The organism is Paenibacillus sp. 1011MAR3C5 (genome assembly GCF_003591485.1).
In the GTDB taxonomy this organism is placed as follows: Bacteria; Bacillota; Bacilli; order Paenibacillales; family Paenibacillaceae; genus Pristimantibacillus.
Map to the genome: position 1 here is coordinate 74,560 of NZ_QZCF01000001.1, position 21,355 is coordinate 95,914.

The 21,355-nt window shown below is 52.5% G+C and carries 19 protein-coding genes; 5 read left to right on the forward strand and 14 right to left on the reverse strand.

Going from position 1 to position 21,355, the window contains the following annotated elements; genetic code table 11:
- Nucleotides 1-30: 30 nt before the first annotated feature.
- A complete protein-coding gene (gene acsA / locus D3P07_RS00360) occupies nucleotides 31-1,755 on the reverse strand; it encodes an acetate--CoA ligase (RefSeq protein ID WP_119798121.1) in 1,725 nt (574 codons plus the stop codon).
- A gap of 206 nt (nucleotides 1,756-1,961) precedes the next feature.
- On the opposite strand from acsA, the gene D3P07_RS00365 reads away from it, so the two are divergent.
- Together D3P07_RS00365 and D3P07_RS00370 are read left to right on the forward strand one after the other, a co-directional pair.
- On the forward strand, nucleotides 1,962-2,597 hold the full coding sequence (locus D3P07_RS00365) for a GNAT family N-acetyltransferase (RefSeq protein WP_119798122.1): 636 nt from the start codon (nucleotides 1,962-1,964) through the stop codon (nucleotides 2,595-2,597).
- A 36-nt stretch (nucleotides 2,598-2,633) separates the two neighbouring features.
- Complete coding sequence (locus D3P07_RS00370; protein WP_119798123.1) at nucleotides 2,634-3,812, forward strand: acetoin utilization protein AcuC; 1,179 nt, start codon at nucleotides 2,634-2,636, stop codon at nucleotides 3,810-3,812.
- Between the two features lie 396 nt (nucleotides 3,813-4,208).
- Here D3P07_RS00370 and D3P07_RS00375 read toward each other — a convergent pair whose 3' ends face one another.
- From D3P07_RS00375 to D3P07_RS00390, 4 genes are all read right to left on the reverse strand, one after another.
- A complete protein-coding gene (locus D3P07_RS00375) occupies nucleotides 4,209-4,907 on the reverse strand; it encodes a 5'-methylthioadenosine/adenosylhomocysteine nucleosidase (RefSeq protein ID WP_119798124.1) in 699 nt (232 codons plus the stop codon).
- A gap of 6 nt (nucleotides 4,908-4,913) precedes the next feature.
- Complete coding sequence (ccpA, locus tag D3P07_RS00380; RefSeq protein WP_119798125.1) at nucleotides 4,914-5,918, reverse strand: catabolite control protein A; 1,005 nt, start codon at nucleotides 5,916-5,918, stop codon at nucleotides 4,914-4,916.
- Between the two features lie 231 nt (nucleotides 5,919-6,149).
- Nucleotides 6,150-6,563, reverse strand: a complete 414-nt coding sequence (locus D3P07_RS00385) for a hypothetical protein (RefSeq protein ID WP_119798126.1) — start codon at nucleotides 6,561-6,563, stop codon at nucleotides 6,150-6,152.
- A gap of 148 nt (nucleotides 6,564-6,711) precedes the next feature.
- Nucleotides 6,712-7,140: a VanZ family protein gene (locus D3P07_RS00390; RefSeq protein ID WP_119798917.1), complete on the reverse strand. Its 429-nt coding sequence runs from the start codon at nucleotides 7,138-7,140 to the stop codon at nucleotides 6,712-6,714.
- A gap of 66 nt (nucleotides 7,141-7,206) precedes the next feature.
- Between D3P07_RS00390 and D3P07_RS00395 the strand changes: the two genes are divergently transcribed.
- Nucleotides 7,207-7,737 carry a type 1 glutamine amidotransferase domain-containing protein gene (locus tag D3P07_RS00395; protein ID WP_119798127.1) on the forward strand — a complete coding sequence of 177 codons (531 nt, stop codon included), beginning with the start codon at nucleotides 7,207-7,209 and terminating at the stop codon, nucleotides 7,735-7,737.
- On the opposite strand, the gene ptsP is transcribed toward D3P07_RS00395, so the two are convergent.
- From ptsP to D3P07_RS00425, 6 genes are all read right to left on the reverse strand, one after another.
- Complete coding sequence (ptsP, locus tag D3P07_RS00400) at nucleotides 7,734-9,476, reverse strand: phosphoenolpyruvate--protein phosphotransferase (protein WP_119798128.1); 1,743 nt, start codon at nucleotides 9,474-9,476, stop codon at nucleotides 7,734-7,736. The two genes, D3P07_RS00395 and ptsP, sit on opposite strands and share 4 nt — an antisense overlap.
- On the reverse strand, nucleotides 9,473-11,359 hold the full coding sequence (locus D3P07_RS00405; protein WP_119798129.1) for a glucose PTS transporter subunit IIA: 1,887 nt from the start codon (nucleotides 11,357-11,359) through the stop codon (nucleotides 9,473-9,475). Before D3P07_RS00405 ends, ptsP begins: the two co-directional genes overlap by 4 nt.
- A gap of 156 nt (nucleotides 11,360-11,515) precedes the next feature.
- A complete protein-coding gene (locus D3P07_RS00410) occupies nucleotides 11,516-12,124 on the reverse strand; it encodes a hypothetical protein (protein WP_119798130.1) in 609 nt (202 codons plus the stop codon).
- A 124-nt stretch (nucleotides 12,125-12,248) separates the two neighbouring features.
- Nucleotides 12,249-12,683, reverse strand: coding sequence for a CoA-binding protein (locus D3P07_RS00415; protein WP_119798131.1), 435 nt, complete (start codon nucleotides 12,681-12,683; stop codon nucleotides 12,249-12,251).
- A 27-nt stretch (nucleotides 12,684-12,710) separates the two neighbouring features.
- On the reverse strand, nucleotides 12,711-14,012 hold the full coding sequence (gene aroA, locus D3P07_RS00420; RefSeq protein WP_119798132.1) for a 3-phosphoshikimate 1-carboxyvinyltransferase: 1,302 nt from the start codon (nucleotides 14,010-14,012) through the stop codon (nucleotides 12,711-12,713).
- Nucleotides 14,013-14,041: 29 nt separating this feature from the next.
- Nucleotides 14,042-14,575 (reverse strand): shikimate kinase, encoded by a 534-nt coding sequence (locus D3P07_RS00425; RefSeq protein ID WP_310732505.1) that lies wholly within the window; start codon nucleotides 14,573-14,575, stop codon nucleotides 14,042-14,044.
- A gap of 149 nt (nucleotides 14,576-14,724) precedes the next feature.
- Here D3P07_RS00425 and D3P07_RS00430 point away from each other — a divergent pair, with 149 nt between their 5' ends.
- Nucleotides 14,725-15,036: a hypothetical protein gene (locus D3P07_RS00430; RefSeq protein ID WP_119798133.1), complete on the forward strand. Its 312-nt coding sequence runs from the start codon at nucleotides 14,725-14,727 to the stop codon at nucleotides 15,034-15,036.
- Here the strand turns inward: D3P07_RS00430 and gndA are convergent.
- Nucleotides 15,033-16,445, reverse strand: coding sequence for an NADP-dependent phosphogluconate dehydrogenase (gene gndA, locus D3P07_RS00435; RefSeq protein ID WP_119798134.1), 1,413 nt, complete (start codon nucleotides 16,443-16,445; stop codon nucleotides 15,033-15,035). The two genes, D3P07_RS00430 and gndA, sit on opposite strands and share 4 nt — an antisense overlap.
- Nucleotides 16,446-16,684: 239 nt before the next feature.
- Nucleotides 16,685-17,281, reverse strand: coding sequence for a hypothetical protein (locus tag D3P07_RS00440; protein WP_119798135.1), 597 nt, complete (start codon nucleotides 17,279-17,281; stop codon nucleotides 16,685-16,687).
- Nucleotides 17,282-17,542: 261 nt separating this feature from the next.
- Between D3P07_RS00440 and D3P07_RS00445 the strand changes: the two genes are divergently transcribed.
- Nucleotides 17,543-18,199, forward strand: coding sequence for a DUF1054 domain-containing protein (locus tag D3P07_RS00445; RefSeq protein ID WP_119798136.1), 657 nt, complete (start codon nucleotides 17,543-17,545; stop codon nucleotides 18,197-18,199).
- Nucleotides 18,200-18,286: 87 nt separating this feature from the next.
- On the opposite strand, the gene D3P07_RS00450 is transcribed toward D3P07_RS00445, so the two are convergent.
- A complete protein-coding gene (locus D3P07_RS00450) occupies nucleotides 18,287-21,322 on the reverse strand; it encodes an efflux RND transporter permease subunit (RefSeq protein WP_310732506.1) in 3,036 nt (1,011 codons plus the stop codon).
- Between the last annotated feature and the right edge of the window lie 33 nt (nucleotides 21,323-21,355).

The following is a 21,355-nucleotide window of genomic DNA, read 5'->3' on the forward strand; positions in this document are numbered from 1 at the left end:
CAGACCTAAAGGCTTCAATTCATTTGCTTATTAATCTTCAATTGTAGACAGGTCGCCTGTCGGCAGGTTCAGCTCCCATGCCTTCAGCACCCTTCTCATAATCTTGCCGCTGCGCGTCTTCGGCAGCTTATCCTTGAATTCGATCTCTCTTGGCGCAGCATGTGCGGAGAGACCTACTTTGACGAACTGGGAAATCTCCTTCTTCAACTCTTCGGACGGCTCGAAACCTTCGCGAAGCGCGATAAAGGCTTTGATAATCTCGCCGCGCATTGGGTCGGGCTTGCCGATAACGCCAGCTTCCGCAACAGCCGGATGCTCAACAAGCTTGCTCTCGACCTCGAACGGACCTACGCGCTCGCCTGCCGTATTAATGACATCGTCGATACGTCCTTGGAACCAGAAGTAGCCATCCTCGTCCATATAAGCGGAGTCGCCGGATACGTACCAGCCTTCCAGGCGGAAATACTCCGCGTACTTCGATGGGTTGTTAAAAATCTTACGCATCATGGACGGCCAAGGCACGCGCACAGCCAGATTGCCCATGCGGTACGGCGGAACTTCATTGCCGCTGTCGTCGATAATCGCCGCTTGAACGCCAGGCAGCGGCTTGCCCATGGAGCCCGGCTTAATGTCCATGCTCGGATAGTTGCAGATCAGCTGTCCGCCGGTCTCTGTCATCCACCATGTATCATGAATACGCTGATTGTAGACCTTCATGCCCCAACGCACAACCTCCGGGTTCAGCGGCTCGCCGACGCTGAGCACATGGCGCAGGCTGGACAAGTCGAATTGCTTCGACAGGTCGTCGCCAGCACCCATCAGCATGCGGAATGCCGTAGGCGCACTGTACCATACTGTTACTTTGTACTTCTGAATCACGTTGTACCAGTCGCTTGGGCTGAAGCGTCCGCCGCGAATCACATTCGTCGCGCCATTCAGCCACGGAGCGAAAATACCGTAAGACGTTCCCGTTACCCAACCCGGGTCGGCCGTACACCAGTAAATATCGTCGTCCTTCAGATCCAGAACAACTTGACCTGTGTATTTGTGCTGGACCATCGCATTTTGTACATGGAACACGCCTTTCGGCTTGCCCGTCGATCCGGATGTATAATGCAGAATCAGCCCGTCTTCACGATCCAGCCATTCGATCTCGGCTTCGTCAGACATCTGGCTGATCTCTTCTTTGAAGTTTACAATTCCTTCTTCAGCAGGGATATCGTCGCCGTAGACGATAATATGCTTCAGACCAGGCAGCTCATCACGCTTAATGCGATGAAGCAGCGCAGGCGTCGTCACGATTGCTACCGCTTCGCTGTCCTGCAGCCGGTCTTTGACCGCCGTCTCCATAAAGGCTTCGAACAACGGCCCTACTACTGCGCCGACCTTCAATGTTCCGAGGACGCTGAAGTAAAGTTCAGGTGTACGCGGCATGAAGATGAAGACACGCTCGCCTTTGCCGACTCCAAACTTGCGCAGGAGATTGGCAAACCGGTTGGATTGTTTGCTCAGCTGCTCGAATGTATACGATTCATCGCGTTCGCTGTCGCTGTAGTAAAGCGCTACTTTATGGCCTCTACCGAGCTCGAGATGGCGATCAATCGCTTCATAAGCCATGTTCACCTTTCCCGTCTCATGCCAGCTGAACTGCTTCTCGATTTGCTCCCATTGGAAGGTTGCTGCCGCTTCTTCGTAATTTTTTAAATTCGGGTTCGTCGCTGTTGCTGGTACACGCTCTTGATGCAAGTTGATCATTCTATCACTCTCCCATCAAATCTGTAAAACGTTGGTATAGGTATGCGCTTTCAAAAATCCACTATCATTATACCACAACACCTTTCCTTTCGACTACGCTTTTCATTTTCTTGATTGTTTGTTATAAACAATAGTAGGAAATAATCAATTTGGAGGAAGAAATAATCAGTTTTCTCGCGACAGTTGAAACGAAAGGGGACCACTGAATGGAGCACCGTAAGCGGCTGCAGAGAGACATGATTACGACCCGTGACAACCACGAGCTGATTATTGAGGGGCCTGTCCCTCCCGATCGCCTGACTGCGTATACGATGCATCAATCGCTAGATGCCTTCCGCAGACCGAAGGATCAGCATGAAGCGCTCGTAGAGATAGCCGGATTGGAGGAAGGGCGCATCATTCTTGCCCGCGAGGGCGACTTGATTGTCGGATATGTAACGTTCCACTACCCGGATGAGCTCGAGCGCTGGTCCGAAGGCGGCATGGAAGATCTGGTCGAGCTAGGCGCGATTGAAGTCGCCAATGATTACCGGTCCTACGGGCTGGGCAAGCGTCTGATCAACATGGCTTTTGCCGAGGAACAGCTGGAAAATATGATTGTATACACTACGGAATATTACTGGCATTGGGATCTTGAGGGCACCGGCCTGAACGTATGGGATTACCGGACCATGATGGAAAACTTAATGAAATCGGCTGACATGATCTGGTATGCCACCGATGATCCGGAGATATGCTCGCATCCCGCGAACTGCCTCATGGTCCGCATCGGCAAAGAAGTGCCGCTGAGCTCCATCGAGAAGTTCGATCGGGTCCGATTTCGCAATCGATTCATGTATTAAGCCGTACATTTTGCAGGGAAAGGAAATGAGCTCAGAATGGTATCAAACGCTGTATTCATTCATCATCCCGATTCATCCGGCTATAAATTTCATGATGACCATCCCTTCGATCCGATTCGCCAAGCGTTAACGATCGATCTGCTGAAGGAAACGCAAGCGCTTACGAACGAACAGATCATACGGCCTGATTATCTCATTGATGATGATATGCTGAAGCTTGTGCACCGTCATGATTACGTGCAAGCCGTCAAGCTGCTGGATACGGAGGACGACCCCCGCAGCAAAGCGGTGCTCGCCGAGCAATTCGGGCTGCAAACGGAGGACACGCCGTTTTTCCCCGGATTGCACAAGGCAGCCTGCGCGATTGTGACGGGCTCTGTAGAAGCCGCAGAAGCCGTTATGAGCGGCCGCGCCCTGCATGCCTTTCACTTGGCGGGAGGGCTGCATCACGCCTTCCCAGACCGCGCTGCGGGCTTCTGCGTGTACAATGACGCTGCAATTGCCATTACACATATTCGCAACAAATATAACGCCCGCGTCCTCTACATCGATACGGATGTTCATCATGGAGACGGCGTGCAATGGTCATTCTACGACGACCCCGATGTGTGCACGTATTCGATACACGAGACTGGCAAATATCTGTTCCCCGGCACCGGATACGCTTATGAGAAAGGCGTAGACAAAGGCTTCGGCGCATGCTTCAATGTGCCGCTGGAGCCCTTCACCGAGGACGAATCGTGGCTGGAGAGCTTTAATGTGACGATCCGTAAGGTGATTGAGGCGTTCAAGCCAGATGTCATTCTGAGCCAGCATGGCTGTGATGCCCATGCGTATGACCCGTTGTCGCATATTCACTGCAGCATGCGCATTTACCAGGAAATTCCCGCTATCCTGCATGAACTGGCGCACACGTATACGGAAGGCCGCTGGATCGCGCTTGGCGGTGGCGGTTACGATATATGGCGCGTTGTTCCGCGGGCCTGGGCGCAGGTGTGGCTGGAGATGACGGATCACCCGCTTGCCGCAGCAATCCGGGCACATGAAGTAAAGGCGCTGCCTGCCGACTGGCTGTTGCGATGGAAGAGCGAAAGCCCCGTCCCGTTGCCGGACAATTGGCAGGACGACAGCTCAGCCATCCCGCCAATCCCGCGCCGTGACATCATTAACGAGCAGAACCGCAATACGCAATCGATTGTGATACAGGATTTGTAACGTGATGTAGCTATCATTTGATCGTCATTCACTCCATAACGAGCAAGCAACCTAATAGCTATCGGTCAGCGCACTGCGCTCGGCTGATAGCTATTGTGCAGTAAAGGTGCGCGCGGCGTTAAGAGAAAAACGAAGCGCTGGTTGAGTTGACAGGGAAATAGCGGTGCATCGAATCGGGAAAATATTCATTTGTCGCGACTTTGAATTTAGTAGTGTCACACAACTCATATACAGCTGTTGTTGCATTTATGAGAGTGCAGCGGAATCTTGCAACAATAAAGCAAAATGAATATACGCCAGTATTTTTGGTGAAGCCTTTCCTCAACGTGGCCCAAATAACGGCATAAAGAAGCCGCTCTACCATCGATTGCGACGGCAGAGCGGCTTGATAAGTGCTTAGATATGTTTGACCATCTCGTCGATGATCTGATGCGAATGGGTCGAGGCTTTCACCGTGAACTCCGCAAAGTTCACATGAGCGGAGCCATCAGCCTTATCGGACATGGAGCGAATCACCACATAAGGAATGCCATGCATGTCGCATACTTGGGCGACAGACGCCCCTTCCATCTCGGCGCAAGCGCCCTGCATCGTCTGATGCAGCGCCTCTACCGCTTCGCGGCTGGCGATGAATTGATCGCCGGACAGTACTTTGCCCTTCAAGCTGTGTCCCGGGAACAGCTTCTCGCTTGCTGCATACGCAAGCGCGACAAGCTGCTTGTCCGCCGCAAACTCGGATCGCGGATGAAACGGGATGACACCTTTGGCAAAGCCAAGCGGCGTGCAATCCATATCATGCTGAATGCAGCTCTCCGATACAACGATATCGCCAATGTCCAGCTTGGGATCCAGCGCCCCCGCCACACCAGTGAACAGAACGCAATCCGCGCCCGCATCCAGCAGAATTTGCGTACAAACCGCAGCATTCACTTTGCCGACGCCCGACTTGCAATAGATAACCTGCTTTCCGTGCAGGGTGCCTTCATAATACGTAATGCCCGCTTTCGTAAATTCCGAAGCGACGGCGACATGCTGGTGAAGTAGCTCGATCTCCTCCGCCATTGCGCCGATGATGCCGATCTTCGATGTAGCCATTGTTTATTATATTCCTCCAACCGATTGGCGAATAACAATCTCATGAGGCAGCGTGACCTTGGATTGTTCTACATTTTCCTTCTTCATAAGCTTCGTAAGCAAACGCATGGATACTGCACCGATATCATACATCGGCTGAGCGACAGCGGTAAGCTGCGGGCGTACCATGGATGCCATGCGGCTGTTATCCACACTAATAATGGAAATATCCGCAGGCACCTGCAGGCCAGAGTCTTGAATGCAATGAATTGCGCCGATCGCCATCTCGTCTGTTGCAGAGAATACGGCTGTCGGGCGTTCTTGCAGGTCGATAAAATATTTCATCGCTTCGGCGCCGGACTCATACCGGTAGTTGCCGATGCGAACCAAAGTGTCATCGTATGTAATGCCCGATTGCTCAAGTGCACGCTTGTAGCCCTGGAACCTGGCATAACCATTGGAAGGGTCCTGCAGCGTGCCGCTAATCATGGCAATGCGCTTATGTCCCTGGGACACCAAATTCATAACCGCATCATAAGCCGCCTCTTCATGGTTGATGTCAACGGAAGGGATTTGGTTATTGTCATCACTGGTCGCGCACAGCACGATCGGAACGTTGGCCGTCTTGAATGCTTGCAGGTGATCATCTGTAACAGCGCCGCCCATGAACAGCAAGCCGTCAACCTGCTTCTCCAGAAGCGTATTGATCACTCGGATTTCTTTATCTTTCTTTTTGTCAGCGTTGCACAAAATAATATTATAATGATACATATTTGCGATATCTTCGATCCCGCGTGCGACCTCAGCAAAAATCGCATTGGAAATATCCGGTATAACTACGCCTACCGTCGTTGTTTTTTTGCTCGCTAGACCGCGAGCTACTGCATTTGGTCGATAGCCCAGACGTTCAATGGCTTCATACACTTTCTTCCTCGTCGCTGGCTTTACGTTCGGGTTGTTGTTCACGACCCTGGATACCGTAGCCATCGACACGCCTGCTTCTCTTGCTACATCATAAATGGTTACCGTCACGGATTCTCTCTCCATTTGTTCAGAATTTTATTTTTTCGTACGCCACATATTAGAGTAATGATACGACAAAATATTACTTTTCGCAATGTACGCCAGAGCAGACGCCCCATCCGAATGTGAGAATGTTGAATACATGTCCCCTCTTGTCTTCCAACGCCAGAAGGACATGCCGTCACGGAAGCCTTTAATAATCAGCCGTGCAAGCACAACGATTCGCAGTAGCGCAGGACGTTATGTATGAAGCTTTCTTCTGCTAATCTGCTGGAGTCTCTTGTTGATGTCGGCAATCCATGCCTCATCATCCAGCGACTGTGCCAGCAAATGCAAATCAAGAAGCATGTTCACCCGCTGCTCGATCAGCGCTTCAACTTCATGCAGCTCCGGCTGCTGCTTGTTCGCTTTAGCTTCCACTAACAAATCTGCCCATTCATTGCATTCGTTAAACAGGAACGTGCCTTTGTCGGGCTCAGCTCCAAGTTGGGCGATCAATCCGGTCAAGTCCGGCTTTACCTCCGGAATGACTTCACTTCTGCTGCAGGTCGTGCATGAGAAGATCGGCACATTGTCGATCTCAACTTTCCCTGAATAGATGACGGTGCGCAGCTTCATCGTCATCGTCTCGCCGCAGTGGCATGTCTTACGCAAGATGGTCAGCTCCTTCTCATAGCGGCAGAACCGCTATCTTACCTAATCGTATTCCTACTGAGAGTGAGTAAAATATTCGACCTTTTTTGGCAAAACTCCTGCTTATACGGCTATGTAATTTTTACTACTAAGCCTTTGAAAAACGCGTTCAGCCAGCCAGGCGTCTCCAGGCTCGGCGTATGACTGGAATCGACACTAGCAGCGTCCACACCGCAGCGCCGATCATATCGTTGCGCACATCGATGATGTCCATCATTCGGCCGCCCACGAACGACTGATGGAATTCGTCGGTTACACCGTACAAGCCGCACAGCAATACAATGACAATTTTCATCGACAGCTTATCCGAACGGGCGCCAAAGCCAAAGTCCAGCAGAGCTGCCAATATAAAATAACTGACGAAATGCCCCCAATTGAAATCCGTCATGCCAGGGAACAGCTTTTGAAAAAAAGGAAGAACCGTGTTAATCTCATCCCCTGTTCTGGAGGACAGCGCAAAAATGACAGCCATCCATAATACGGCGGGAATAAATCGGATCATACGGCGACCGGACAACAGCTTCTTTTTACTGCTCATTTGATTCATATATACTCCTTCGATACAATATGAATGTAACTATTTCATGGAGAGGGAGGGGATCACATGTCCTTGCAGAACCAAACGGTTATCTGCCTGCTAGACGATGAATTTGAGGATTTGGAGCTATGGTATCCCGTCTACCGTGTACGCGAGGCTGGGGCTACCGTGTTATATGCCGGTCCGGAGAAGGGAAAAACCCATATTGGCAAATACGGTGTACCCGCCGTTGCCGATCTGTCATTCGACGAAGTGAACAGCGAGGAAATCATCGGCCTTCTCGTACCAGGAGGCTGGGCTCCGGACAAGCTGAGACGATATCCTAAAGTGTTGTCGCTCGTTCAGGAACTCAATGCGGCGGACAAGCCGATCGGGCAAATCTGTCATGCCGGATGGGTACTCATCTCCGCCAAAATCCTGGAGGGCCGTCAGGTGACGTCTACTCCCGGCATACGTGACGATATGGAGAATGCAGGCGCAACCTGGCATGATGAGCCAGTGGTCGTCGACGGCAATCTGATCTCCGCACGCCGTCCGCCGGACCTTCCGCCTTATGCGAAAGCGTTCGTAGATGCCTTGGAACAGCGAATGGGTTAACCATTCGCTGTTTTTTCTTCCGGTTCTCTCTTGAACGCCTCCAGCTTGGCAATGACTTCAGTGCTCGTGCGGCATAGCTGCAGCTGCTCCAATAGCCCTCTGCTCTCCTCCTGCTTCGTCCCAAGCAGCCGCTCCTTCACATGGAGGATGGAATGGGCCGACATGCTTAGCTCGTCGACATCCAGACTCAACCATATCGGCAGTGCCCTCATATCCCCAGCCAACTCGCCGCATACGCCTACCGTAATACCGGAACGCTTCGCTGCATCTACCGTCAGCTTCAGCATCCGTAAGAGAGCCGGATGAAACGGCTCGTACAGATGGGATATCTCTTCGTTCATACGGTCTACCGCAAGCGTAAATTGTACAAGATCATTGGTCCCGATGCTGAAGAAATCGACTTCCTCCGCCAGCAAGTCCGCGATCATGACCGCCGCCGGCACTTCGATCATTATGCCGACCTTCATCCCCTTGTCATATGGAATGCCTTCCTGCTCCAGCTCCATCTTGGCTTCGTTCAAGATCCGATTGGCGCTGCGCACTTCGTCGACAGACGAGATCAAGGGGTACATCAGCTTCACTTGACCATAGACGCTTGCTCGCAGAATGGCCCTCAGCTGCGTCTTGAACAGATCAGTGCGGTCAAGCGAGATACGAATGGCGCGGTAGCCCAGGAACGGATTGTCCTCCTCCGGCAGCTCGAAGTAATCCAGCTGCTTGTCTCCGCCTACATCCAGCGTCCGAATGACAAGCGGATCTCCGCCAAGCTTCTCTGCGACACTGCGGTACACCTCGAACTGCTCCTCTTCCCTAGGGAAACGATTGCGGTCCATATATAGAAACTCGGTGCGGAATAGGCCGACTCCGTTCGCTCCGCTCGACAGCGCAATCTCCAGCTCCTTGATGGAGCTGATATTCGCCTCCAGCCGCAGAGCTTTGCCGTCAGGCGTCACCGAATGGCGCAATGCGAAATGCTGAAGCTTCTTTTTCTCTTCGGTCTGCTTGGTATGCAGCTGATTGTAGCGTTCGATGACGGCTTCTACGGGATCGATATAGACCGTTCCGTCGCCGCCGTCAATAACGATTGTCTGACCCGTCAATATCGGTTCCGTCAGTCCCTGTTCAACACCTACGACCAGCGGAACACCAAGCGCTCTGGCCATGATCGACGAATGCGAGGTGGTGCTGCCAGCCAGTGTCACAATGCCGAGCACATGATCCGGGTTAATATGGGCGAGCTGGGAAGGCGACAGCTCCTTCGCAATGAGTATAAAGGGCTGTGTATCCACAGGCAGCGCAATCTCCGGAACGCCGAGCAGATGCTTAAGGAGACGGTTGCCGACATCCTTGATATCAAGTGCCCTCTCCTTCATGTAGTCATCGTCCAGCAAGTCGAACATGGTTACGAAGTGATCGATCGCTTCCTTCACGGCCACTTCTGCCGCCTTGTACTGGCGCTGGATAATGCCCTGAATTTCATTCATGAAGACCGGATCGTCCAATATGGCCAGATGCGCATCGAAGATGTTCGTCTCCGCCGAACCGACAACTTCCCTCAGCTCATCCTTGATCTGCTCGATCTCATGCTTCGATGTCCGAATGCCTTCATAAACCCGCTCGAATTCACGGGCGAAGTCAGCGACATCGATCTTTTGGTCCGGCACTTCCCACTCCCAGTTCGGCAGCACGAACGCCTTTCCGATCGCGATGCCTGATGAGGCGCCTATTCCTTGAATCATTGCGTTTCCCCTCCACCGTTGCTCTCTTTAAGCACAACTGACATTACCGAAGATTGTCCTTTCTTCACTGCTTTGAATGGCGCAAAGCGCCATGAGCGGACCCGGTCGGAATTGGTGATGACCATTGGCGTGGCAAGGGACTTGCTCTCCTTGCGCACCTTCTGAAGATTGAAGCGGATCAGCAGCATCCCCGGCGTAACTTCGTCGCCTTCCTTTACAACCGCCTGGAAGTACGATTTGCCAGCAAGCTTGGACGTATCAATCCCGATATGCAGCAGCACTTCCAAGCCTTCCTCCGTCTTGATCCCGATGGCGTGCATCGTCGGATAAATATGGATGACCGTTCCCTTCACAGGCGATACAAGCTCTCCTCTGTCCGGCAGGAAGGCTACGCCTTGCCCCACAAGCTTGCCGGCAAAGATCGGATCCGGCACTTCCTCAAGCGGAATCATCCGTCCTTGCATCGGCGAATGGAACAGCACCTGCGCTTGGTCGCGATGAATCGCCTTCATCATTTCCTCGCGAATCAGCTCGGAATACGTGCCGAACACAACCTGGACATGGCCCCCGCCAAGACGGATCACGCCAGCCGCGCCAAGATTGCGCAGCGCGTTAATATCGAGCACCTTCTCATTCGATACCTTCAAGCGAAGGCGTGTAATGCAGGATTCCATCTGTATGATGTTCTGCTTGCCTCCGATTGCTTGCAAAATAAGCGGAGCGCGATATGGGATGTCTCCGGCCCACTCATCCAGCTGTGAACCTTCTTCCCGGCCCGGGGTCGGAATACGGAATCGGCGAATAGCCCAGCGGAACAAGACATAATAGACGATGCCGACGACAATGCCGATCGGAATGAGCAGCCAGCCTCGTGTGGCGAGGTGCTCATTGATAACAAAGTCGATCGCTCCAGCCGAAAAGGAGAAGCCATGGAGAATGCCTAATTCGTAAGTGACCCACATAATAATGCCGGATAAGATCGCATGCACAACATACAAATAAGGTGCAACGAACAGAAAAGCAAATTCCACCGGCTCCGTTACGCCCGTTAGGAACGATGCGAGTGCAGCATAGAGGAACGTTTTCCGGATCTTCGGCTTGAGGTCTTCCCTTGCTTCATGGATGATGGCAAATGCAATAGCCGGAAGTGCGAACATCATAGTCGGATACAAGCCGGCCATAAAACTCCCCGCTGTAGGATCGCCAGCAAAAAATCTCGGCAGGTCGCCGTATACCATATTCCCGGCTTCTGTCTCATATCCGCCAATCTGGAACCAGAACACATGGCTAACCAAATGATGCAAGCCAAAGACAACCAAAATCCGGTGTATGAATCCGTACAGAAATACCCCAAATCCGCCTCCTGATGCGACGATGTCGCCTAGCTTCACCAATAATGCTTCCAGATAAGGCGCCACATTGATCATGCCGATCGAAAAAAGCAGCGCGATAAAGCTGACAAAAAGCGGCACAAATCGCGGCCCGCCAAAAAACTGAATATATTCAGGCAGTCTTAAATCCTTAAACCGTTCATGGCTGATACCCGATATAATCCCAATAATTGCCCCGATCATAACGGTTGGTTCAATGCCCGCGTCCGCTGAGCCCGTTATTCCGGTATAGATAATCATGCCGATTAAAGAAGCCATCCCGGCAGCCAGCGCATTGCCGGTAAGCCCGAGTGCGACGCCAAGCGCGAATATAAACGGCAAATACATGAAGATGATCTCGCTCGCCGCTTGGAGATGCGCAGGCATCCCGGGTAAACCTATGTAATCCCAGGGCAGCTGGCTCAAGCTTAGAAACACAGCCGCGCCAGGCAGCACGATCATTGGCAGCATGAAAGCTCTGCCTAATTGCTGCAAGCTCCCTATGAATGTCATTCTGAACCTCCTAGAACGTCAAATCGCACGTATATGCTTAGTTTGTCTCATTCATATCTATTACGATGTTAAGCTCTCGCTCCCCATTTGTCAAAATAAAAAGACGGGCCTTTCGGCCCGCCTTCGTTGATGATTCTTTCCCGGATCGGATTAATCTTAACGGGAGTATTGGGAATTCGATTGCGCGCTGGAGGACTGATAACCATAACGCGCAATAACCGGACCGGCTTGCTCGTAAGCATTGGTTGCTTGGTATACCGGATTAATGGACGTGTTGGAATGGACAGGTCCATGAGATTGGTAGCCAGCTTGACCAAACGATTGTTGGCTATACTGAGCCGGTTGAGAATACGATTGCTGACCATATTGTTGGCTAAAACCTTGTTGCTGCTGTTGGTCTGGACCAGCTTGGTAGCCGTAACGCGCGATAACCGGGCCTACGTCGCCGAATGCAGTAGCAGGCGAGCTTGCATGGCTTTGCACCGGTCCATGGGATTGGTAAGCGTGATTCGAAACGGCCGGCTGCGTATAGGATTGAATAGCTGGAGCAGCATGCTGCTGGTAGCCATTAGACGAATGCTGGGACCCGGCGTTATTGAAAGACGGGCTTACAATGGATGCGGATTCCCGGCCAAATGTAGGATAGCTAAGCTGTCCTTGGTAATGGGACTGAACAAAGCCAGTCGGTTGGAAGTTTTGGCTTGCATTCGAAAATTGTTGTTGTCCGCCTTGGAACTGTGCCGGCTGTTGCGAATATTGATTCACGTTGTGTCCTCCTTGGGTTTCACCATAAGTCTTCCGAAAGCAAAGCGATAGCGCCTAAGCGACGTCATCCCTTCGATTCAGAAGCCTTTCTTATTGTGGAGTAGACACGTCTGAATTATGAGAGTCAGGTTTTGGATTTTCCGCCAGGGAGAAGAATGGAATCCTCCACTTTGATGCAGCGGTCCATAATGACGTTCAGACCGCCTGAAGCAGCGATCGCTCCCGCTTCCTCATTCAAGATGCCAAGCTGCAGCCAGAACGTCTTCGCGCCGATCGCGACCGCTTCTTCCGCGACCGGAGGCGTATGCTCGCTGCGTCGAAAGACGTTTACGATATCAACTGGAACAGGGATGTCGCTTAGCTTGGCGTAGCTCTTCTGGCCCAAGATCATGTCCGCATTGGGATTAACTGGTATGATGGTGTAGCCTTTGGCCTGCATCGCCTCTGACACCATATACGATACGCGCTCCGGATTATCGGACAAGCCGACAACCGCAATTGTATCGCTACCGCTTAATATCTCTTTAATTTGCTCTCTGTCCGGGTTTTGAAAAGACATGGCTGCACCTCCAAAAGTTATGGTCTGTTAGTGCGATCCTTCTACCCATTCCACCTGAGCGCCAAGCGCCGTCAGATGATCGAAGTAGATCGGGTAAGACTTGGCTACATGATGCGCATCATGGATGCGAATCGGTTTCTTCGAGCGCAGGCCAACGATAGACAACGCCATGATGACACGATGATCGTAATGCGCATTGATATCGACGCCGCCCTCTACGCCTTCCGGCCGTCCATGTACAATAATCTCGCTTTGGCGCTCCTCCACGTTGGCTCCCGCCTTGCGCAGCTCGTTCAAGTAATCGGTAATGCGGTCGCATTCCTTGTAGCGCAGATTCTCTACATTATAGAATCGTGATGTGCCCTCGGCGAATACAGCCGCCGCCACCATAGCCAGCACGGCATCCGTCGCGTGGTCGCCGTCAAATTCAACTGCCTTCAGCTTGCCGTTGCCCTTCACATGCACAACGCCGTTCTCATGCGTAAGCGGCACTTCCATCATCTTCAGCACGTCGACAACAGCGCGCTCGCCTTGCTTGCTGTTCTCCAACAGGCGGTTCACAATCACATCCGACTCTGTGACAGCGGCTGCTGCCAGAATTGCAGCTGATCCAGGGTAGTCGCCTTGTACATAGTACGTCTTGGCTTGGTAGCTCTGACGGCCCGGCACGCGGAAACGCATGTAATCTTCATCGGCATGAATGACGATGCCGGCTTGCTCCAATACTTCAAGCGTCTGTCCCACGACAACCTTGGACTTCAGATCATGCAACACTTCGATCTCGCTGTCCTCTTCCAGTAGCGGTGTCAGGAACAAGAGCGCGCTTAAGAACTGCGAGCTGATATTGCCGGAGACTTGAATATGTCCGCCGCGCGGCTGTCCGCCTTTAATCGTAATCGGCAGCTTGCCTTCATTATGCTCAATTGTGACGCCCATCTTGCTTAGCGATTCAATCAAATCATGATGCGGGCGCTTGCCGAGGGAATCCGGGTAACGATTAATAAAGGTCACATCCGGACAAAACGTTGCGATCGCCATAAGAAAGCGCAGCACGGCCCCCGCATTGCCGACATCCAATTGATCAACTGCTTTCGGATGGCGTCCAAAACCGGTTATCACGATTTTCTCATCGTCTTCTTCTACGGTTGCGCCCAAATCACGAATACAACGGCGCATTGCATCGCTGTCCTCGCTGTGAGCCGGGTAATATATCGTGCTCGTGCCTTCCGCCAGTGCGGCGACAAGCAGGTAGCGTGTCGTATAATTTTTGGAGGACAGGGCCTCGATTTTTCCTTGCAGCCTTGGAGTCGGCGTTACGATTACATCCATCTTCAATAGCTCTCCTTTAATGTTAGGATTTATGGGAAAGTGGAATGTTGCTTCCACGCCATTACGATACAATCAACGACCTCTTCGACCGACAGTTCCGTCGTATCGACAGTCAAGTGGGCAAAATCATATGCGCCCTTCCTCGTCTCCAGCAGTCCATAGACGCGTTCGCGAACTGCGCCTTCCAACAGCGGTCTGGATTTATCCAGCAGCACCCGTGCGATGATTTGTTCCGGATCAGCGGATAATGCGACTACAAAACCATGCTGCAGCATAGCGCTGCGATTGTCCTCGCGCAGCACAGCCCCGCCTCCTGTGGCGATAACGGTATGCGAATGCTGCTTCAGCAGCTTGCTCAGCTCGTGGGATTCCATATCCCGAAACGCCTGCTCGCCGTCTTCAGCGAAAATGTCGGAAATGCTGCGGCCTTCCGCGCGCTCTACCTCTGCATCCGAATCCGCACAGCTCCACGCCAGCTTCTCCGCAAGCAACCGGCTTACGCTGGATTTGCCGGTCCCCATGAAGCCTATCAATACTACCTTTCCACTCGGGGATATTGACAAGATCATCATCCTTTTGCCCTTTAAAGGCGTGAATTCTTCCATATCATATCATTTTTTTGCGAGAAGAGGGTATAAAAAAGTTGATTAAGCCGTATGGTTGATAAAGATGCATATCTGATGCATATTCCATGATCGGAGTGACTGCGCTTATGTCAAGCGAACCCTGCCCGAATTCCCTATACTTAACGCAAAAAAGAATCGATCTTATCCTTGACCCCGGTCATCCGCTATGCCGGGATGATGTGGTCTGGATGCTGGGCTATATCAAAAAAAAGGTGGCTGACGAAGACCCATCCTTGATGAGTCTGTCGCAGCCACGCCTGATGCAGAACTTTCTATACTTTGCCGAAGCCTCCATGGCGCTTATTCAGCGCAGGCATTACTGCGATCAAGAGGCTGATCGGTTAAGACTTTGGCTAATGCAAGCCGCCCATGGGCTTATCCAAGACCGTGAGTCTTAGGATTGCAGCCAATTGAAGTGGAACGAGCCTTCTTTGTCCACACGCTTGAACGTGTGCGCGCCGAAGTAGTCGCGCTGCGCTTGCAGCAGGTTCGCTGGCAGACGCTCTGTACGATAGCTGTCGAAGTAAGCCAGCGCGCTTGAGAACGCCGGTACCGGAACGCCGCTTGTCACAGCAGTCGCGATCACTTCGCGCCATGCGCCTTGGTACGATTCCACGATGTTTTGGAAGTACGGATCAAGCAGCAGGTTGCGGAGCTCTGGATCGCGATCGTATGCGTCTTTAATATTTTGCAGGAAGCGTGCACGGATAATGCAGCCGCCGCGGAAGATCATTGCGATGTCGCCGTAGCGCAGATCCCAGCCGTATTCTTCGGATGCAGCGCGCATTTGTGCGAAGCCTTGCGCGTACGAGCAGATTTTGCTCGCAAACAACGCTTTGCGTACCGCTTCGATGAAGGCTGCTTTGTCGCCTTGGAACGGCACCTTCGCAGGACCATTCAGCACCTTGCTTGCTGCGACGCGCTCTTCTTTCATGGCAGAGAGGAAGCGCGTGAATACGGATTCTGTAATGATGGACAGAGGAACGCCCAGATCCAGCGAGCTTTGGCTTGTCCACTTGCCTGTGCCCTTCTGGCCAGCGGAGTCCAGAATAACGTCAACCATAGGTTTGCCCGTCTCCGGATCGTACTTGGAGAAGATGTCGCGCGTGATCTCGATCAAGTAGCTGTCCAGCTCGCCTTTGTTCCACTCTGTGAAAATTTCATGCAGTTCTTCCGTGCTAACGCCCAGCACGTTCTTCAGCAGGTCGTAAGCTTCGCAGATCAGCTGCATGTCGCCGTACTCGATGCCGTTGTGAACCATCTTCACATAATGGCCCGCTCCGTCCGGACCGATGTATGTGCAGCATGCGTCTTCGCCGACTTTCGCGGAGATCGCTGTCAGGATCGGTTCAACCAGCTCATAAGCGGACTTCTGACCGCCAGGCATGATGGACGGTCCTTTCAACGCGCCTTCCTCGCCGCCGGATACGCCAGTGCCGATAAAGCGGAAGCCTTTCGCCTCAAGATCTTTGCTGCGGCGCTGCGTATCCGGGAAGTACGCATTGCCTCCGTCGATGATGATGTCGCCTTGATCCAGTAGCGGAACAAGGGAGTCTATTGTTGCGTCCGTACCTGCGCCCGCTTGAACCATGATCAGGATTTTGCGAGGCGTCTCAAGGGATTGTACAAATTCTTCGATCGTAAAAGTCGGTACCAGGTTCTTGCCGGCCGCTTCCTTCATCAGTTCATCCGTCTTCTCGCGGGAACGGTTGAATACGGATACCGTAAATCCTCTGCTTTCAATATTAAGAGCAAGATTCTTGCCCATGACGGCCATTCCAATTACGCCAATCTGTTGTTTTGACATCTGGTTCTTCCATCCTTCGTCATTATATTTAGTCACAATAGCTTTATTCTACTCTTTTTAGACGGATATGAAAACCGTTTGCTTGGAAAAATGTCGCTTTCCTCCATTAGTTTTCTTAACCGAAGTCCAAAGTTTTTCTTATATCCGCCCCTGCACATAAAAACGACCCCATGCTTTTCGCCCCCGGCGTCTGGCATAAGATCGTTCTAATGCTGGCTATGACGGCTGTCAATCATCCCTTATAACTCCAACTGCAGCATCTCTGACCGCAGCGCAGTCAGCCGCTCCTTCGATAATGCAACCGCTTCCCCGTCGTTGGCCTCCAAAGCCTCGTGCAGGACAGACAGCTCATAGTCCAGCTCATACCGCAACACGGCAGCGCGTTCCTCCGCCCGCTTCGATTGAAAGGCCTTGATCATTTCCTCTATCGTGACAAAAGGCTTCTTCTGATAAATAATCCGGTGCTCCATACCTGACACCTCCACAAGTCGTATAATCTCTCCGAACATAATGTTCTCGATTACGATTTGACGATCCTTGATCCGCTTCACGACCGCATGTCCACGTGTGTCATTAATCAGCTTCTCCAGCAGCTCCGACAGCTTTTCATCCTTGATGACATAATCGCCCACAATTTTGTACCGGTTGTTCATACGTTGGAAATGCAGCTTCACCAGCTTGCGCCCGGTGCGTATTGACACCAGAAACTGTCCCTCCGTCTCGCTCCAATACAAGGAGTACCCTTCCTGAATAAGATCACGGATGAGATTTTGGATTTGCCGGCGTTCGAAACGTAGCTCCAAATTGCAATACTCGACCTCATAGCTCTTGTTCACGGCAATCCCTCCCTTGGTTAGTATAGTTGACGAAATGTTCTGATAATTTGTTCTTATTAATATCTTATACTCCATCATATGTTATGGCAACTTGGATTATTGACTAATTTTACGAAGTGACCGTACGCGAGTTTCGAAAAGACTGTCAAAACGCCCTGCGGTTGCTCTCAACTCCGAATTGACCTATAATGATAATCATTATTTTTTGAGATACGTTATAGTTGATATATCCATTCATTTCATACAAAAGGAGCGCTGACCATGACGACGACTTCCACCGCCGCGACCTCCTCCTTGGAGGGTTTCACTTCCCATGATTTTGATGTATTCCAGCTGCAGGGCCTAGAGGAGCGCATGCTCGGAATCCAAGAGAGAATCCAGCCTAAATTCCGTGCGCTTGGCGAGCGTCTTACAGCAGAGCTTGCACCGTCAGCCGGGAAGGAGATGCATCTTCATATCGCCCGGCATGCCCGGCGCAAGGTGAACCCGCCAAAGGACACCTGGCTTGCGATCTGCGACAACAAGCGCGGCTACAAAGCACATCCCCACTTTCAGCTAGGCCTGTTCGACGACCATCTCTTCATGTGGCTTGCCCTAATCTATGAGGTGCCGAATAAAAAAGGAATTGCCGCGCATCTGATGAACCATCTGGATGAGGTAAGGTCCGCCGTGCCTGCCGACTATGTGCTGTCGATGGATCATATGAAGAAGGATTGCACGGTTACCGGCGGCATGTCCGAGGAGGACTGGAAGTCCACGTTAATCCGTTTCCGCGATGTACAGAAAGCCGAGCTTCTCATCGGGCGCCATGTCGTGGCTGGCGGGGAGCTGTTGCAAGACGGCGATGCGCTGCTCGCCTATGCGTCGTCAACGTATGAGCAGCTCATGCCAATCTACCGGATGGCTTGTTCGGTATAAGGGGATCCCCTATGTAGATATAAGGCTGTCCGGTCACAATGACCGGACAGCCTTATTGGATTTGCGCATGAAGCGCCTCCGCCGGACTTAAGCCTCTGACGCGGCAGCAGCTTCGGCAGCTGCTCCTTCGCGCCGAACCTCTCTTCTCTGTCGGCGGGACTTCCGGAAGAACAGCAGCTCATAGACGCAAGGGACGATAATGAGCGTCAGCAGCGTAGCGGCGGTCAATCCGCCAATGACGACGATAGCCAGGCTCTGGGACACGATGCTGCCGGATTCATGATTGCCGAATACGAGCGGCAGCATGGCGCAGATCGTTGCAAGCGCGGTCATGATGATCGGCCTCATTCTCGTGGTTGCCGCTTCGATCAGAGCGTCGCGTACCGTCATGGTCGCCTCGTTCTGCTTCACCCGGTCGATCAGGACAATCGCATTCGTCACAACGACGCCGATCAGCATAAGCGCCCCGAACATCGCCGTGAAGTCCGGTGTAATACCGGAGACGAGCAGACCTGTCACCGCTCCTATCGCGGCCAGCGGCAGGGAAATCATAATCGCCAGCGGCGCTCTTAATGTCTTGAACGTCAGTACCATAATCAGGTACACGATGCCGATCGAGATCAGCGCGGTGAAGCCCAAGTCCGCAAAGTCGCCCATTTGATCTGCGGAAGCTCCGCCTACCGATACCTTCACGCCGTCCGGAAGCGCCAGCGCGTTCACGGCCTTCGTCATATCAGCGCCGATGACGGATAGCTGCTTCGGATCTACGCTAGCCGTGACTCGAAGATAAGTCTTGCCGTCCTTGTGATAATACAGCGACGGCTGCTCCGTCTTCGTCAGCTCCGCCACCGAGCCGATCGGCTGTGGTCCTTCGCCCGTCATTACGGTTAGTTCGTTCAGGTCATTCTGGCTGTCCGGACTCGCAGCAGGAAGCAGCAGCACCCGCATCTCTTCCCCATCTACCTGTATGGCACCAATCGGTGTCGGATTGAGCAGGCTGTGCAATTGCATGGCCACTTGCTCCCCGCTTGCCTTGTCCGGCTTCAGATGGTACGTATACACGGGCTTCCGCTCTTCCTGGTTGCTCTCCACCTTCAGCACGCCCGGAATGGATGTGATCTCTTGCTGAAGCTTGGATGCCGTCTCAGCCAATTGGTCCAGGTTATCCCCTGTGACATCGACATAGATCGTCGATGAGCCTCCGCCCATCATCAAATCCACGGCATTCGCTTGAAGATCCGCTTTGGCATACGCTGACTTCAGCCCGCGAATATCTTCCATAAACGCCTCGGCATCGGCCCCTCCCTTCAAGTCTATGATGTACGAGACAAGGGTAGGCGACCCGACTTGTCCATATTGCGCGCTGTCGGCGCTGTTGCCAAGCGACATCATGACCCATTCCACTGAAGCATGGTTCAGCATATAGCTCTCCAGCTTCTCTCCGGCGCTCCTAACCTCGGCTGACGGCGTATCGCTGGCGTAATGAAGCTCGACGCTTACGTTCTCCGCGCTGGAGGAATCCAGCGCCCCCTTGGGCATCGCCACATATGCGCCGACCGAACCTGCGAGAAGCACGACCGATAAGATAAGAGGCAGCCACTTATGCTTCAGGTTCCAGGCGATAAAGGCAGAGAAGCGCGGCGAGCCGGCATGTGGCGCTTCCTTCGTCCCCCGCAGCAAGACAGCGCTGAGAAGCGGCACAACCGTCAAGGCAACAAGCAGCGAGGCAAGCAAGGAATACGTGACGGTCAAGGCAAAGGGCAATAAGAAGTCCTGAAGCGAGCCGCGGAGCAAGCCCATCGGCAGGAAGACCGCCACAGTTACGATCGTGGACGATGTAATCGCCGACGCCACTTCCTTTGTCGCATCCGTTATCAGCTTGATCGAGAATGTCTCTCGCTGAAGCCGTCTATAGATATTCTCGATGACGACGATACTGTCGTCCACAAGCCGCCCGACCGCTACGGCCACGCCGCCTAGTGTAATGATATTAAGCGACACACCGGATACTTGAAGCAAGTACAATGTGATACCCAGCGAGAGCGGAATCGAAACGATCGTGACGATCGTCGCCTTGAAGCTGCGCATGAAGAGCAGAATGACGATGGTGGCGAACAAAGCGCCCAGCAGCACTTCCCTCATCATACTGTTGACGGAATGTGTTATGGACTCGGATGTGCTAAGCGGCAGCGTCAATTCAATCCCGTCGTGCTCCGCATTCAGCTCATCCATCCTCTCCTTGATCCGATCGCCAACCTTCACAGCATTGGCTTCTCCCGACTTCGCGATCGTGATCATGACCGCTTCCTTGCCATTCATACGGCTGATGCTTTCTTGGGAAGTCCCAATCTCCACTTCTGCGACATCGGCAAGCTTCACACCGGGACCCACCGGCAGCGATTCCAGCATTCCCTTGCCGGATACGGTATCGACGACATTCACATTGGCGAGAGATCCGTCGATATTTTTCTCGCCGAGGGATACCGCCACTCCTCTGCCTTGCAGCACGCCCATCAAAGCTTGAACGGGAATGCCGGCAGCCTCCAGACTCTCGGCATCAGGCTTTACGGTTACCATCGAGTGAGATCGTCCAGTAACAACGATCTGGCCCGCTCCTTCAATATTTTTGAGTGAAGCCAGGACGGATTCGAGCTTCTGCTCCTTATCCGTCTGGCTAAGGCCGTCATCATAAGAAAGCATCATCCAGCCGATAGGAATCATCGATGTGTTCTGCTGAACGACGAACGGCTTCATAACATTGGCAGGTAACGGAACTGCAGCTATCGCAGCCTCGATCTCCGCCTTCGCTTCCTTCATATCGGTCTTGGAATCATAGTTTACGATTATTTGCGAATAGCCGTCTCCCGTTGTAGAGAAGATCGTCGTCTTTCCTTTCACGAACATAACCGCTTCCTCCAGCGGATTCGTGACCTGCTTCTCCATGTTGCCGGCATCGCTCCCTTGGCCCATAGCCGCAATTACGACTTGCGGATTATCCGCCGACGGCAGAAATTCCATCGGCAGCCGGAAGTAGCTGATCACCCCCATAACCAGCGCCATTACGACTAATAAGCCGATAGCCGCCTTGTTGCGGAAAGACCATTCTGTCCATTTGTGCATCATTCAGGCTCAATCTCCTTCTCCAACTTTGGTGAT

Coding starts and splice junctions, on each gene's coding strand:
- acsA (WP_119798121.1), bottom strand. CDS start 1,755: ATGATCAACTTGCATCAAGAGCGTGTACCAGCAACAGCGACGAACCCG.
- D3P07_RS00365 (WP_119798122.1), top strand. CDS start 1,962: ATGGAGCACCGTAAGCGGCTGCAGAGAGACATGATTACGACCCGTGAC.
- D3P07_RS00370 (WP_119798123.1), top strand. CDS start 2,634: ATGGTATCAAACGCTGTATTCATTCATCATCCCGATTCATCCGGCTAT.
- D3P07_RS00375 (WP_119798124.1), bottom strand. CDS start 4,907: ATGGCTACATCGAAGATCGGCATCATCGGCGCAATGGCGGAGGAGATC.
- D3P07_RS00390 (WP_119798917.1), bottom strand. CDS start 7,140: ATGAGCAGTAAAAAGAAGCTGTTGTCCGGTCGCCGTATGATCCGATTT.
- D3P07_RS00395 (WP_119798127.1), top strand. CDS start 7,207: ATGTCCTTGCAGAACCAAACGGTTATCTGCCTGCTAGACGATGAATTT.
- ptsP (WP_119798128.1), bottom strand. CDS start 9,476: ATGATTCAAGGAATAGGCGCCTCATCAGGCATCGCGATCGGAAAGGCG.
- D3P07_RS00405 (WP_119798129.1), bottom strand. CDS start 11,359: ATGACATTCATAGGGAGCTTGCAGCAATTAGGCAGAGCTTTCATGCTG.
- D3P07_RS00415 (WP_119798131.1), bottom strand. CDS start 12,683: ATGTCTTTTCAAAACCCGGACAGAGAGCAAATTAAAGAGATATTAAGC.
- aroA (WP_119798132.1), bottom strand. CDS start 14,012: ATGGATGTAATCGTAACGCCGACTCCAAGGCTGCAAGGAAAAATCGAG.
- D3P07_RS00430 (WP_119798133.1), top strand. CDS start 14,725: ATGTCAAGCGAACCCTGCCCGAATTCCCTATACTTAACGCAAAAAAGA.
- gndA (WP_119798134.1), bottom strand. CDS start 16,445: ATGTCAAAACAACAGATTGGCGTAATTGGAATGGCCGTCATGGGCAAG.
- D3P07_RS00445 (WP_119798136.1), top strand. CDS start 17,543: ATGACGACGACTTCCACCGCCGCGACCTCCTCCTTGGAGGGTTTCACT.
- D3P07_RS00450 (WP_310732506.1), bottom strand. CDS start 21,322: ATGATGCACAAATGGACAGAATGGTCTTTCCGCAACAAGGCGGCTATC.